This window comes from Chryseobacterium sp. MYb7 (assembly GCF_002979455.1).
In the GTDB taxonomy this organism is placed as follows: Bacteria; Bacteroidota; Bacteroidia; order Flavobacteriales; family Weeksellaceae; genus Chryseobacterium.
Genome location: NZ_PCOU01000015.1, coordinates 93,561 through 106,870, shown reverse-complemented (window position 1 = coordinate 106,870; position 13,310 = coordinate 93,561). Strand labels below are relative to the sequence as shown.

At 37.0% G+C, this 13,310-nt stretch carries 13 protein-coding genes; 2 read left to right on the top strand and 11 right to left on the bottom strand.

The window, feature by feature from the left end; all coding sequences use genetic code 11:
- Positions 1 to 236: 236 nt before the first annotated feature.
- Complete coding sequence (locus CQ046_RS13465; protein WP_105702762.1) at positions 237 to 1,025, top strand: XRE family transcriptional regulator; 789 nt, start codon at positions 237 to 239, stop codon at positions 1,023 to 1,025.
- Between the two features lie 85 nt (positions 1,026 to 1,110).
- Here the strand turns inward: CQ046_RS13465 and CQ046_RS13460 are convergent, their stop codons facing one another.
- The 11 genes from CQ046_RS13460 to CQ046_RS13410 form a co-directional block, all read right to left on the bottom strand.
- Positions 1,111 to 2,235 (bottom strand): ABC transporter permease, encoded by a 1,125-nt coding sequence (locus CQ046_RS13460; RefSeq protein WP_105702761.1) that lies wholly within the window; start codon positions 2,233 to 2,235, stop codon positions 1,111 to 1,113.
- The gene (locus tag CQ046_RS13455; protein WP_105702760.1) at positions 2,232 to 3,338 is read right to left on the bottom strand and encodes an ABC transporter permease; all 1,107 of its coding nucleotides are present in this window, start codon (positions 3,336 to 3,338) and stop codon (positions 2,232 to 2,234) included. Before CQ046_RS13455 ends, CQ046_RS13460 begins: the two co-directional genes overlap by 4 nt.
- A 53-nt stretch (positions 3,339 to 3,391) precedes the next feature.
- The gene (locus CQ046_RS13450; protein ID WP_105702759.1) at positions 3,392 to 4,135 is read right to left on the bottom strand and encodes an ABC transporter ATP-binding protein; all 744 of its coding nucleotides are present in this window, start codon (positions 4,133 to 4,135) and stop codon (positions 3,392 to 3,394) included.
- The gene (locus CQ046_RS13445; RefSeq protein ID WP_105702758.1) at positions 4,125 to 5,054 is read right to left on the bottom strand and encodes an ABC transporter ATP-binding protein; all 930 of its coding nucleotides are present in this window, start codon (positions 5,052 to 5,054) and stop codon (positions 4,125 to 4,127) included. Before CQ046_RS13445 ends, CQ046_RS13450 begins: the two co-directional genes overlap by 11 nt.
- 24 nt (positions 5,055 to 5,078) lie before the next feature.
- Positions 5,079 to 6,008 (bottom strand): HlyD family secretion protein, encoded by a 930-nt coding sequence (locus CQ046_RS13440; protein ID WP_105702757.1) that lies wholly within the window; start codon positions 6,006 to 6,008, stop codon positions 5,079 to 5,081.
- A 15-nt stretch (positions 6,009 to 6,023) separates the two neighbouring features.
- A complete protein-coding gene (locus CQ046_RS13435) occupies positions 6,024 to 7,307 on the bottom strand; it encodes a TolC family protein (RefSeq protein WP_105702756.1) in 1,284 nt (427 codons plus the stop codon).
- 82 nt (positions 7,308 to 7,389) lie between these two features.
- The gene (locus CQ046_RS13430) at positions 7,390 to 8,004 is read right to left on the bottom strand and encodes a TetR/AcrR family transcriptional regulator (RefSeq protein WP_105702755.1); all 615 of its coding nucleotides are present in this window, start codon (positions 8,002 to 8,004) and stop codon (positions 7,390 to 7,392) included.
- 258 nt (positions 8,005 to 8,262) lie between these two features.
- Positions 8,263 to 9,588, bottom strand: coding sequence for a phosphatidylserine decarboxylase family protein (locus CQ046_RS13425; protein ID WP_105702754.1), 1,326 nt, complete (start codon positions 9,586 to 9,588; stop codon positions 8,263 to 8,265).
- Positions 9,589 to 9,803: 215 nt separating this feature from the next.
- Positions 9,804 to 11,201 (bottom strand): alkaline phosphatase, encoded by a 1,398-nt coding sequence (locus CQ046_RS13420; protein ID WP_105702753.1) that lies wholly within the window; start codon positions 11,199 to 11,201, stop codon positions 9,804 to 9,806.
- 78 nt (positions 11,202 to 11,279) lie between these two features.
- Entirely contained in the window at positions 11,280 to 12,482 is a 1,203-nt protein-coding gene (locus tag CQ046_RS13415; protein WP_105702752.1) for a GTP-binding protein, read from the bottom strand.
- Positions 12,483 to 12,486: 4 nt separating this feature from the next.
- Positions 12,487 to 12,825, bottom strand: a complete 339-nt coding sequence (locus tag CQ046_RS13410) for a MerC domain-containing protein (protein ID WP_105702750.1) — start codon at positions 12,823 to 12,825, stop codon at positions 12,487 to 12,489.
- A gap of 86 nt (positions 12,826 to 12,911) precedes the next feature.
- On the opposite strand from CQ046_RS13410, the gene CQ046_RS13405 reads away from it, so the two are divergent.
- Positions 12,912 to 13,301 (top strand): Fur family transcriptional regulator, encoded by a 390-nt coding sequence (locus CQ046_RS13405; RefSeq protein ID WP_105702748.1) that lies wholly within the window; start codon positions 12,912 to 12,914, stop codon positions 13,299 to 13,301.
- The last annotated feature ends 9 nt before the right edge of the window (positions 13,302 to 13,310 follow it).

The following is a 13,310-nucleotide window of genomic DNA, read 5'->3' as shown; positions in this document are numbered from 1 at the left end:
TTTGCACTAAATTATGTTTATTGATGATTATTATTGAAAGTATGCAAAACGTTGTATATTGGATCAAAAACCAACTTTTAGCTTGATGAAATGAGTCGTTGTGGCACTGAAATTCTCTTATTTTGGCAAAAATGAAGCTCACATTCATTAAATTTCCTGATATCTTATAGTAAAACCTGCCTTGGTAGGTTGATAACGCATTCAAATTTTGTATTTTTGCTGACATACTTTTATCAATGTCAATTTTTTCAAATAATATACGCTTTTTAAGAGCCAGAAGAAAGCTCTCCCAACAGAATGTAGCCGATGAACTGGTGATTTCCAGAGTTCGTTATTCAAAATATGAGAATGGAATATCTGAGCCTCCTATCGAGCTGCTGGTAAAAATCGCCAAGTATTTTCATGTGAGCATTGATCTTATGCTGTCTGTAGATCTCGAGAAACACCCGATGGATGAAATGCTGAAACTTCCGGACAACAGAATTGTTCTTCCGGTTGCCGTAGATACTCATGGAAATGATACTATAGAAATTATCCCTCAGAAAGCTTCAATGGGATACCTGGAAGGTTATAGTGATATTGATTATATCGAAAGTCTTCAGCGTATTGCCCTTCCCTTCCTTACCAATGGGAAGTACAGAGCATTCCCTGCAGATGGAGATTCTATGCCGCCATTTAGAAATGGTTCTTATATTGTAGGAAAATATGTAGAGGGGATCAATGAACTGAAACCGGGTAAAACCTATGTTTTTGTGACCCTGAATGACGGAATTACCTATAAACGTTTTAAAGAAAGAAAAGAAAACGCGATTTCTGTAAGCGCAGACAACTCTTTTTATGAGCCTTATGACATTCCATTTGAAGAAGTTGTGGAAATCTGGCAGTATGCTTCAGGTATTTTTCCGGAAGATTTTGAGCCTGGTGATTATGAAAGTTACAATTTTAAAGAAATGTTCCGTGAACTGAGACAGGATATCAGAGATCTTGATAAAAAGGTTTCAGGCCGTCGCCGTAAGCAGTCTTAACATTTAAATAGTGAGCAGGAATTAATATTCCTACTATGAAAATATATTTATAATGGGGTGAAATTTAAATTTCACCCCATTACATTTAATTGGTCTTTCTGTAATTATAGATGGCAAGACCGTTGAGCAGAACAGCAAAGCCAATCAGATAGAAAAATTCGGTTTGTACTTCATAAAAGCTGCTTCCTTTCAGTACAATGAGTCTTACTACTTTGATAAAATGGGTTACCGGCGTAAGGTTTGACATTTTTCGTGCCCAGTCCGGCATACTCTCCGTATTGGTAAAAAAACCGCTCATCAGCATAAATACCATCATAAAGAAATAGGCAATAAACATAGCCTGCAGCTGTGTATCGGCAAAGGTAGATATAAGGAGTCCCAATCCCAGTAAAGCAATAAGATAAACGGCTGCAAAAACATACAGCGTGAGAAGGCTTCCTTCCGGAAAAATACCATAAATCGCGTACATTACGATGAGTCCAATGGTAAAAACAGTCATTCCTACAATCCAGAATGGAATCAGCTTGCCTAAGATAAACTGCCATTTTTTTATAGGAGTTACGTTGATTTGTTCAATCGTTCCTATTTCTTTCTCTTTTACAATATTTAATGCTGTGATAAAGCCTCCGATTAAAGTGAGAAGGAGTACTAATATACCCGGAACCATATAATATTTATATTCTGCTCTCGGATTGTACCAATTGGTCTCTTTAATAATGATTTTGGCAGGAGTATGATCTGGTTTTCTGAAAGATAATTTAATATTAACATCTAAACTGCTATTAAAATCATTGATGACAGAGCGGAGATAACTTCCTCCCAGTGCTGATTTTGTTCCATTGATTGCATCTACAGAGAGATTTATCTTCTGACTTCCCTCTCTAACAAGACTTCGTTCAAATTCGGGAGGAATTTCCAAAACAAGATCGGCATTTCCTTCTTCAATCATTTTTAATCCCTTTTTATAAGAATCAGGATTTCCGGCCAGTTTAAAGTAACCGGAAGAGGCAATTTTATGAAGCAATTTCTGGGAATAACTGCTATGATCATGATCTACATAAGCAACATTAACGTTTTTTACTTCAAAATTGGCGGCCAGTGGCATAATGATCAACTGTACAATAGGCATTACAAACATCATGGCAAGGATTGTTTTATCCCTGAATATCTGACGGAATTCCTTTCTCAATATGAATATCATTATTTTCATGACAGACGGATTTTAAATTTCTTGAGTGCAAGTGCCAGCAACCCTACAGACATGATCAGTAAAACAAGTGTCTCTTTCCATACGTATCTGAAACCAAGACCTTTCAGCATGACTGCTTTTACAATGTCATAATAATATCTGGAAGGAAGAATTCTGGATATCACCTGAAAAACGATGGGCATATTTTCTACAGGAAACATAAAACCAGTTAGCAATAAGGTTGGAAGCATCATTCCCATCATGGAAATCAGCATAGCAGTCTGCTGGGAATTGGTGACATTGGATATTAATAAACCTAATGAAAGGCAAGTGATAATAAATAATATGCTTTCCGCAAACAGTAAAACAAGACTTCCACGAATCTCCACATCCAATAAATAAACAGAAAGAAGGAGAATAATGATAAAGTTGACAAGAGAAAGAACCAGATAAGGAATCGCTTTTGCTACCAATACCATAACGGGTTTAAAAGGCGATACGAGTAATATTTCCATCGTTCCCAGTTCTTTTTCACGGACAACGGCCACAGATGTTAAGGCAGTACTTACAATCATAAAGATTAATGCGATAACACCCGGAATGAAATTGAGAGATCCGTTCTGCTCTTCATTATAAAGTTGTCTCATTTCGGGAATGATCTGATAGGAAGGTTTTATATTGGGATTGAGCTGCTGCTGGTAGTCTGCAATCATCGCATTGAGATAATTGGTAAGAATAGTCGCTGTATTCGGGTCTGAAGCATCAGCAATAATCCTGATCTGCGCTCCGGAAGCAGTATAAAGGTCTGATCCGAAATTTACAGGAAATATCACCGCACATTTTATGTTTCCTTCCCTGAATTTTCTTTCAATATCCGGATAGTTTAGCGATGATCCCTGCATCCGGAAATAAGAGCTTGATCTTATTTTTGAAATGATTTGCTCAGACTGTACGTCATGCGAATTATCCAAAACAGTAATCCCGATATTTTTGACCTCACTGCTCAGAGCATACCCAAAAAGGATGATCTGAACAATGGGCATACCGAAAAGAATCAGCAGTGTTCTCCGGTCTCTGAATACATGATAGAATTCTTTTCTGATGAATACGAATAACTGTTTCATTTTTTACTCTTTTTTATGCAATTTCCTATCTGTTGAGATCTTTAGTCCTGTTTTTAATCTCCTGATCTTTTGGCTCCTCTGGCCAGTTCATAAAATACATCATCCATTGAATGGGTATTAAACTTTTTTTTAAGATTAGAAGGAGTATCCATAGCTTCTACCCTTCCATCTACCATGACAGAGATCCTGTTGCAGTATTCTGCTTCATCCATATAGTGTGTCGTTACAAACACGGTAATTCCATCTGCGGCAGCCTGATAAATCATGTCCCAGAACTGTCTCCTGGTAATAGGATCCACACCTCCCGTTGGTTCATCAAGAAATACAATTTTAGGTCTGTGAAAGACAGCTACAGAGAATGCCAGTTTTTGTTTCCATCCTAATGGCAATGCTCCTACAAGCTTTTTAGCTTCGTTTTCTAAGCCTAGTGTAGAAACCAGTTCTGTGCTTCTTGTCTTTATATCCTTGCGGGAAACACCATATACACCACCATAAAACTCAATATTTTCCAGAATAGTAAGATTATCATACAGAGAGAATTTCTGGCTCATGTAGCCAATGTTTTTTTTGATCTGTTCCTGTTGTTTATATACATTGAATCCTGCTACTGATGCTGTTCCTGATGTAGGATATGATAATCCGCACAAGATTCGCATTGCGGTAGTTTTTCCCGCTCCGTTAGCACCAAGAAAACCAAATATTTCTCCCTGATCCACATCGAATGAAATAGCATCAACAGCTTTAAAGTCTCCAAACTGTTTGGTGAGATCTCTGCATATAATCGCTTTATTTTCCATGGTCTACTTCTTTTTGTTCACGCATCAGCCGGATAAAGCTGTCTTCAATCGTAGGTATTATTTCTATAACTTCCAGATCTTCAGGGTGATATTTTCCTGCGATCTCTATTACAGTTTGCTGTTTTCCATCTTTGTTTAATGTAAGGTGCAGATATTCTCCAAATGCATAGCAGCTTTCAACCTCTTTGTCTGTACGAAGAGCTTCCAGAAGTGGATAGATATTTTTACTTTTCACCGCAAAAAGTGTTTTGGGAAAACTGTTGACAATATTTTCGGGTTGATCTACAGACATTATTTTTCCATTCTGCATTAACGCAATACGGTCACAAAGTTTTGCTTCATCCATATAAGGAGTTGATACGAGGATAGTAATATTCTGCTTTTTCAGCTTAGCCAGCATTTCCCAGAATTCTTTTCTGGAAACAACATCCACTCCGGTTGTGGGTTCATCAAGAAATAATACCTCCGGTTTATGGATCAGAGCGCAGCATAAGGCTAATTTTTGTTTCATTCCGCCTGAAAGCTTTCCTGCCCGCCGTTTGCTGAATGGCTTGATCTGTTCATAAATATCTTTGATCAGATCATAATTTTCTTCCATACTGGTTTCAAAAATGGCTGCAAAGAACTTCAGGTTTTCATCAACGGTAAGATCCTGATAAAGGGAGAATTTCCCCGGCATATACCCTACTTTATTTCTGATGGTCTGATATTCTTTTACTACGTCATGGCCTTCTACTTCTGCCGTTCCGCTGTCTGCCAGTAAAAGGGTTGTCAGAATCCGGAACAGGGATGTTTTTCCGGCTCCATCAGGTCCGATGAGGCCAAAAAGCTCTCCTTTCTTTACATCAAAAGAAACGTTATCAACTGCTTTTACACCGTTGTAGGTTTTGATTATATTTTTTACTGTAATGGAAAACATGTTCTGATGTATGTTATTTAATTCTTAAAATAATGTTTCCCCATACATTCCTATCTTTAAGTAGCCGTCATTTTTTACCTGTATTTTGATAGCATAAACAAGATTGGCTCTTTCGTCTTTAGTCTGGATGGTTTTGGGAGAAAATTCTGACTTATCTGAAATCCATGTAATGGTTCCCGGATATTCTTTAAATCCTTTTTCTCCCTGATCTATTCTTACTTTTACCTTCTGGCCAAGCTTTACCTGTGGTAGTTGGGTTCCGGTAATGTAAGTTCTGAGGTCAAGAGTGCTGATATCTGCTATTTTATACAGAGGTTTTCCAATTGTCTGCATTTCTCCTTTCAGTGCATAGTTTACCAATACCGTTCCCTGGATAGGATTGATGATTGTCCCTTTATTAATCTGTTCCTGGAACTGTGCTGCCGTTTTTTCAAGCGGTGCTTTTTCACTTAAAATACTTCTGTTTTGAGTGCTGTTATTAGAGGTATTAACAGAAAGCTGCTGGCGTGTAACGGCGATCTGCTTTTTGAGCTGTACAATAGCGGCATCAATATCATCTAACTGCTTCCGGGTTGCGGCATCTGCTTTTACAAGATTTGCTGTACGGGTACGTTCATGGCGCTGTTGATCCAGCTCTGCTTCCTGCACGGCCAGCTGTTTTTTTACCAGTAAATCCTGTTCATTGGTATTGCTTGTTTTTTGCTGTAAAGCTTCAATGCTGGCTTCAGCCTGTGCTTTTTGAAGTTGGGCAATTGTAACATCAATCTGTCCCACCTGCGCTCCTGCTTTAAGTTTTGTGCCTTCCTGTATAGAATAGGAAATTAATTCTCCGTTTTGCTGGGCAGAAACAATAACTTCATCTGCTTCAAAGTTTCCTGAAGCGTCAAAATCGTCTTTAGGTGTACATGCGCTTAAAAGGATAAAGGCACTTAATATGAGAGTAACTTTTTTCATAGGATTCGAGGATTATTAATTTCCGGAAATAAATTTCTGATTGTATTTTGCCTGTAACAGCTGAATCTGATGAAGGATCAAGGTCTGATTAGCCAGCTGTTCTGTATTGAGTTTCTGGATGTATTCATGAGTAGTAATCACCCCATTTTCCAGTTGGGCTTCTGCTGATTGGGTAACCGAATGTCGAAGGTTAATTACAGATTTATCCTGCTCCAGCAGATGGTTATATTTTTTAATATTTTCTTCTTGTTGAGCCAGATCCATTTTGGTATTGATCAAAAATGTTTCTTTATTGGTGTCTGTAGCTTTTCTGTTCAGCTCCAGGATTTGTTTTTTATTGGACGAGGTATATAAACTTTCTAAGGACCAGCTGAACCTTACTCCGGTAATAAACCATGGCCCGAATTTATTTTCGATAATATTGAGAGTAGGTCTTCCATATGCACCTTGAAAGAAGGCGCTTACCTTAGGCATAAGATCGGATTTAAGCTGCTCTTCCTGTAATGTGTAAACCGATTTTTGAAGATCAAAACCTTTCAGCTCCGGCCTGTTAATTTCTGAAGATAAAAGTTCTGGTTCCGGAGATTGTAATACTGAAGAATCGGAAATTTCTTTGCCAATGAAGATACTGAGCATTTTCAGATAGGCACTACGGTTGGATATATACTCTGTATTGGCCATATCTGTATTCACAACTTCTGCTTTCAGCTCGTCTACATTGCTTCGGTAGGCTGTTCCGTATTGCAAAGCGGCTTCGGCCTTCTGTACCTGAGTCTGCAGACTTGATTTTTTTATTTCATTCTGTCTGACCTGAGCATTGGTTAAAAGAATTGAGAAAAATAAAGCATTGATTCTCTGTTTCAATGTATATAAGGAAACTTCAATATTCTGAGTCTGCAGTTGATTATTGGCTTTTGTAAGCTCTTTTTGATTATGTATAATGCCTCCGTCATATAATAGCTGATCTACTTCTCCCTGAATTTTATACTGGTATTTACTTAATGAAGGAAGTGATGTACTTATAGGAAGTGCACCTAAAGCATCAGAAAAACTAACGGTCTGGGACTGATAAGTAGCCTGACCGGAAAATGAAATTTTGGGTAGATAGCCTTTATTTGCATTATCTATTGTATAATCTGCAGTTTTCGCTATCATTCCTAATTTTTTGATTTCGGGATAGTTTTCTTTTGCAAGGAGATAGCATTCTTCAAGTGTTAAGGATCCAGACTGGGCTTTCAGATGAATATCAGCACCCAAACTCAAAAAAACTATAATAGAGATATGAAATTTTCTACACATAAGAATTGATATTTAAGTTAAAATCAATTTGTCTTTATTATTCATGGGTTTTAATCATTTGATTAAATTCAGGATAAAAAAATTATCCTGCAGACATGGCCGCTTTTATCCAAATAGGAATAAGCTTTTTACGTTCCAGCATCATCTTTTCAAATTCTTTATCATTTAATTTACTGTTTCCCAGGAGCATAGGTTTGGCAATAAAAGGAAATACGGTAAGTCCGAGTATATTGATCAGAAAATGTAAAGGATTGGGTTCTTTAATGCTTCCATTTTTTACAGCTTCCTGATGTTGTTTTAAAAACTCGGAGGTTTCTATTACTTCTTTTAGAGGTATTTTTTGTAAAAGCAGATTAGGATTATTACGAAGTTCACTAATAATAAAAGTCGGAATTTCAGGCTCTTTGATGATAAGCTCAATATATTTTCCTACTACTTCCTCCACTTTCTCATCAATACTTGTCTTTTTATCATTGAGCACCATCATTAAGTTCTGGAAAAATCCAGCCATTGTTTCAATCATGATCATCTCAAAAAGCTTTGCTTTGCTTCTGAAATAATAGTTGAGCAATGCCAGATTAATTCCTGCTTCTTCTGCAATATCACGGGTTCGTGTCGCTGCAAATCCTTTTTTGTAAAACACAATACGGGCTGCTTCTTTGATTTTTTCCTCTGTACTGGTATCTATTTTTTTCATTCCTACTATTTTCTCTTACAAAGATATGAACAAAATTCATTATTTAATCAAATAATTTAATCATTTGATTAAATTTTACATAGGTGTTTTTATTTGCTTTATAATCAATGTTTTAATTGTTCGATTGTAAAGTCCCTCATCTATTTTGAGGATAGAACTGTTAAAAAGTTTGTTGCTTTACAACTCTATAAAAAAATCATAGAAGCAGAAGATTATTTTCTGTTTCTATGATTGATAAATATGATTTTGACGTATGATCTAATTAGTGACGACTCCAATTCTTGCTTTCAAAGGAATGTTGTAAGTATTCAGACAAGGCGTTTGCCCATGGAAGTCAAAATTAATACTGACCTCAGGTCTGAAAATAAGACAGTGAGTAGATCCACCAAAGTGGAAGGTACCTATAGGATCTCCTTTTTTGACATGATCCCCTTCTTTTACCGTAATTTCACAGCTGGATACTTCAGCCATTCCAATAGCAACAAAGCACATCAATCCTATCTTATCATTATCGGACTGGATAAAAATCAATGCGCGTGCAGCCAGTTCTGTGATATACCCCTGAGAATCATTAGGACCAGAAGGATCATAACCTTCAATAGGGGCTTCAGCGTAATAGGTCCCCGGAACGTTCTCAATGGCTACAATAGTGCCATCTACCGGACTGTTCCATCGATGATAGGTTTTAGCACAAAGAAATGCCTGGTAAACGGTACTGTTGTCGCCAAATTTTTGAGCCAATTCATGATGGTTCATGATATCCAACAAAGAATAAGGCTGCCCTTTCATCCAGAATTTATCTTTCATCTGAGCATTGGTAACACAATTATAAGGAGCCGATTCGCAGGCGTTAACAATAACTGACGGATCTTTGTCTTCTTCACTTACTTCTCTTACTCCTGGATTGAACTGACGGGTGAAAAAATCATCCCAGCTTTTGAACCCAAAATAAGGTTCATTAGGTTGGCACTGATAATTATAAATGAAATTCTGCAAAGGATCTTCAGGATTATTCCCTTTTCCTCTTAAAGGATCCATGGCGGCAATTGCTTCCAGGGCTTGTGGCGAAAACCAGCCTAAAGGATTGGTGTAATCAGGTTGTGGCTGATTTACAGAACCATCCACGAGTACATATTGTGATGCCGGAGATTCCAGAAAAGTTTTCCATTCTCCTAAAATAACGCTTAGTTTTTGGTTAACTTCAGGATGGAGAAATGTTAAATATCCTGCCTGTGTTCCCATAGCCCAGTCTACAATAGCATTAATAGGAAATCCTACAAGTCCTATATTATCTTCTATTACACTGTAGCAAGGGGCTTCCTGTAAAACCTGATTGATAATAAGGAGCATAGTTTCGAAGTTTTTTACAGGCTCATTATATCCTTGTGGGATCTCATCATACATGCTTGTAAAGCTCATATATAAAACAGGATCATTATAGATTGCAGCCCTGAGATCTGCAACGGCAGGATTCATTGGAAGTCTGCTGTTTTGGGCCTGTTTTACTTTTTTTTCCAGCCAGGTATTGAGGAACTTTCTGTCTGAAGGCAGCCATTTCCCTACTCTGTATTTTACATGGTTCATAGTACTGTTTTTAAGGTTGTTTTTTTAATTGATGGTACTATAAAGTTACTTCAATTGGCAGAATACCACAATAGTATTTCTACTTAATGTGAAATAAGTAGAAATACTTAATATGTAATTTATATGGGAGCTTGTTTTATATACAAAAAACAAGGCGGATACAATCAATCCGCCTCGTATCTCCCAAATAATTAAATATGAAAAAATATGAATGTTTATATTGTACAGGCTTTAAGCATTAAATCATGCAAATCTGTATTTTTAATAAAAGGCTGCAAAAGTTCATTTCCGGGACCATATGCTGCCACTTCCACATAATCTCCGGAATGATCCATACTGATCCATCCTACAGAGTTCCTGCTTTTCTGAATCTCTGAATAGATTTTGAAAGGCAATTTTTTATAATTATAAAGACCTTCTTCCCCTTTTTCAAGACCGTTATAAAAACTAAGAAGATGTTTGGCTTCGTCATCATTCAGAACAATCTTATTGCTTTCATAAATCCAGTCTTTGATATCTTTTGCTGAATATTCTTTGTGAATATTGTTCAGAATATATTCATTGGTGTATTTATAGTCTGAAATACTGTTGAAATTCTTAGTTGCATCTGTTCCGTAAATCGTTCCCGGGTTGGCGTTCCCATGGTCTGTAGTGATAATCACTAAAGTGTTTCCGTCTTTTTCGGCAAAATCCATAACGGTTTTTACGGCTTCATCAAATGCCAGCTGATCGTGAATAAGTGCTGCTACATCATTGGCATGAGCAGACCAGTCTACTTTTCCAGCCTCTACCTGAAGAACAAACCCCTCAGGATGATCTTTCATTTGATTGATGGCTGTATTGGCCATTTCAGCAAGAGTGGGAGTATTTTTAAGTTCCGGAAGATGGTTTCTGTCAATACTATAAGGCAATGCCCCTGTACTGAATATTCCTAACAGCTTCTCCCCTTTTTTGATTTCTTTCAGATCGGTTTGTGTTTTTAGAATCCGGTAACCTTTCTGGCGGTAAACAGAATAAAGATCTTTTTTGTCTTCTCTTTTGGCTGGGTTAAAAAACTCGTCTCCGCCTCCTAAAAGTACATCCAATTCCAGATCAGCATACATTTCGGCAATCTGAGGCTCTGCATTTCTTTTGGAAGAATTGACACAAAAACCTGCAGGTGTTGCATGAGTAATGGTAACCGTAGTTACACATCCAGCTTTCTTACCAGCTTTTTTATACTTCTGCCATATGGGAAGATGTTTTTCTCCATTAGCTCCTATGTTCAGGGTTCCGTTTTTTACTCTTATTCCTCCTCCGAAAGCTGAACTTGCGGCAGCTGAATCCGTAACAATATAACTTGCTGAAGCAGTGTCCATCAAAGCACGGGTTACCTTTTTGTCATGATACAGATTCATCCAGTTGCTTCCTTTTCCCAAAATATTTCTTGAATACAGGTCTGTCATTGATAATGTTCCAAGGCTCATCCCGTCACTTACCATGAAGATGATATTCTTTGCTTTTCCTTTCTGATGCTGTTCAGTGTCTTTCCCGAAGCTCCATAGATCGGATGGTGATAAAGTCAATAACCCTGAAAGTAATACCGAGCCTTTTAGAAATTTTCTTCTGTCCATATTGTTTTTAAAATAATGCTGTAAGGTATTGTATTTAATTTTCTATTGAAACTTAGTTGCATTAATTAAAGGTTAATTTTAAATATTCTCTGGAAACGGATCTTCAAAAGTTATTTTTTGATCAAACATTTCTTTTTCAATATCATTAATAAGACAATGTTGGAGGTCTGAAAGCATTTGATCTTTATCCAGATTTTGTCCGATAAACACCAGCTCATTGATTCTGTCGCCCCAATTTTTATCCCATCGGCTTTCTATGAACTTCTGATTTTCAACAAATGAAGAATATTGTACCCTGTGATTCATAGGCATGCTACTCCACCAAACGCCAGCTTTTTCAAGTCTAAAAGAACCTCCGGCCTGAGAGAAATTTAAGGCATCATCGGGTCTTGAAGCTAGCCAGAACAAGCCTTTCGCTCTGATGGTTCCTTCGGGATAATGATGATTAAGATATTCCCAGAGTCTTAAGGGGTGGAATGGTTTTTTATCTCTGAAAACCAGTGAACTTATTCCATATTCTTCCGTTTCCGGGGTGTGATGATCAGATTGTAATTCTTTTTGCCAGCCCGCTGAAGACTGGGCTTTATCAAAATCAAAAAGCTGTGTATTTAAAATCTTTTTAGGTTCAATTTTTCCAAACTCTGAATGTAAAAGCATAGCCTCCGGATTCAACTTCTTTATAGCAGCGGTTAAAAAACCAAGCGTTTCAGTATTGATAAGATCTGTTTTATTTAAAATAATCACATTGGCAAATTCGATCTGATCCGTCAGAAGATTGACAATGGTTCTGTTATCTCCTTCCATATCAGTAAGATCTCGATCCATAAGTAATTCACTAGAGCCAAAATCTTTCATAAAATTGAAACAGTCTACTACCGTTACCATCGTATCAACGTAACTGAAACGGGAAAGGTCTATTCCGCTTTCTTCATCTATATAAGTAAAAGTTTGCGCAACAGGAATGGGTTCACTGATTCCTGTACTTTCAATAAGAAGGTAGTCAAAACGGTTTTCATGAGCAAGGCGTTCTACCTCCACCATCAGATCTTCACGAAGTGTACAGCAAATGCATCCGTTACTCATTTCCACCAGCTTTTCTTCTGTTCTTGAAAGGGTATTTTGATTTTCAACAAGGCGTGCATCAATATTGATTTCACTCATATCATTCACAATAACGGCTACTTTTAAGCCCTGTTTGTTGTGCAGAATATGATTCAATAATGTGGTTTTACCAGCTCCTAGAAATCCGCTGAGTACTGTTACAGGAAGTTTCTTAGTCATGTTCTTAGTGTTTATGATTTTTAAAATTGATGATATGACCTATAATTAAACCTGCAGCTCCAACATAAATCAGAGGAATATGGACTTCAAACAGGAAATCGGCCAGTATAGAAAAGGAAATGAGACCAATGGAGATCCAAAATAAAAACTTCAGCCATCGGTTTTCCATTTTCCTTGTTATCCTGAACACCACAACAGCTCCAATACAAAGGAAAGCCAGATCTATATAGGGATTGTGTGATATTCCCAGCGGAACAATCAGTAATAACGGAAAGACAATACAATGAATCAGGCATAAAACAGCAGCGGAGATTCCTACAGCATCAAGAATTTTTGATTTCATAATAGTATGGATTAATTTTCTTATCGTAACTTTGTTGCAAAAGTAGAGATAAAAAATTAAATAACGCAACTTTGTTGCATTAAAATATGAAACAGGTTAGAAATACACATGCTAAAACTGAGATTTTGAATCTAATTAATGGTTCAGATATAGCCCTTACCCATTCTGATATTCAGAAGAAACTGGGGGATTTGTGTAATAGAGTAACTATTTATAGGGTGTTGGAAAGACTTGAAAATGAAGGCGCTATACACAAGATTGTTAACATTGACGGTGTGGTGAATTTTGCAAAGTGCAGTGGAAAATGCAGCCATGAACAGCATTTTCACAATCATGTTCATTTCAACTGCAAGGAATGCCATTCTGTAACGTGTATTGAAAATGCTATTCCGGAAATCAGTTTACCGGAGCATTTTATCGCACAGGAATATAATTTTATTATCAGTGGAATCTGCCCGAAATGTGCTGATGCATAAAAATAAAAA

Coding starts and splice junctions, on each gene's coding strand:
- CQ046_RS13430 (WP_105702755.1), bottom strand. CDS start 8,004: ATGAAAAAAATAGATACCAGTACAGAGGAAAAAATCAAAGAAGCAGCC.
- CQ046_RS13435 (WP_105702756.1), bottom strand. CDS start 7,307: ATGTGTAGAAAATTTCATATCTCTATTATAGTTTTTTTGAGTTTGGGT.
- CQ046_RS13455 (WP_105702760.1), bottom strand. CDS start 3,338: ATGAAACAGTTATTCGTATTCATCAGAAAAGAATTCTATCATGTATTC.
- CQ046_RS13460 (WP_105702761.1), bottom strand. CDS start 2,235: ATGAAAATAATGATATTCATATTGAGAAAGGAATTCCGTCAGATATTC.
- CQ046_RS13465 (WP_105702762.1), top strand. CDS start 237: ATGTCAATTTTTTCAAATAATATACGCTTTTTAAGAGCCAGAAGAAAG.
- CQ046_RS13415 (WP_105702752.1), bottom strand. CDS start 12,482: ATGACTAAGAAACTTCCTGTAACAGTACTCAGCGGATTTCTAGGAGCT.
- CQ046_RS13420 (WP_105702753.1), bottom strand. CDS start 11,201: ATGGACAGAAGAAAATTTCTAAAAGGCTCGGTATTACTTTCAGGGTTA.
- CQ046_RS13425 (WP_105702754.1), bottom strand. CDS start 9,588: ATGAACCATGTAAAATACAGAGTAGGGAAATGGCTGCCTTCAGACAGA.
- CQ046_RS13440 (WP_105702757.1), bottom strand. CDS start 6,008: ATGAAAAAAGTTACTCTCATATTAAGTGCCTTTATCCTTTTAAGCGCA.
- CQ046_RS13410 (WP_105702750.1), bottom strand. CDS start 12,825: ATGAAATCAAAAATTCTTGATGCTGTAGGAATCTCCGCTGCTGTTTTA.
- CQ046_RS13450 (WP_105702759.1), bottom strand. CDS start 4,135: ATGGAAAATAAAGCGATTATATGCAGAGATCTCACCAAACAGTTTGGA.
- CQ046_RS13405 (WP_105702748.1), top strand. CDS start 12,912: ATGAAACAGGTTAGAAATACACATGCTAAAACTGAGATTTTGAATCTA.
- CQ046_RS13445 (WP_105702758.1), bottom strand. CDS start 5,054: ATGTTTTCCATTACAGTAAAAAATATAATCAAAACCTACAACGGTGTA.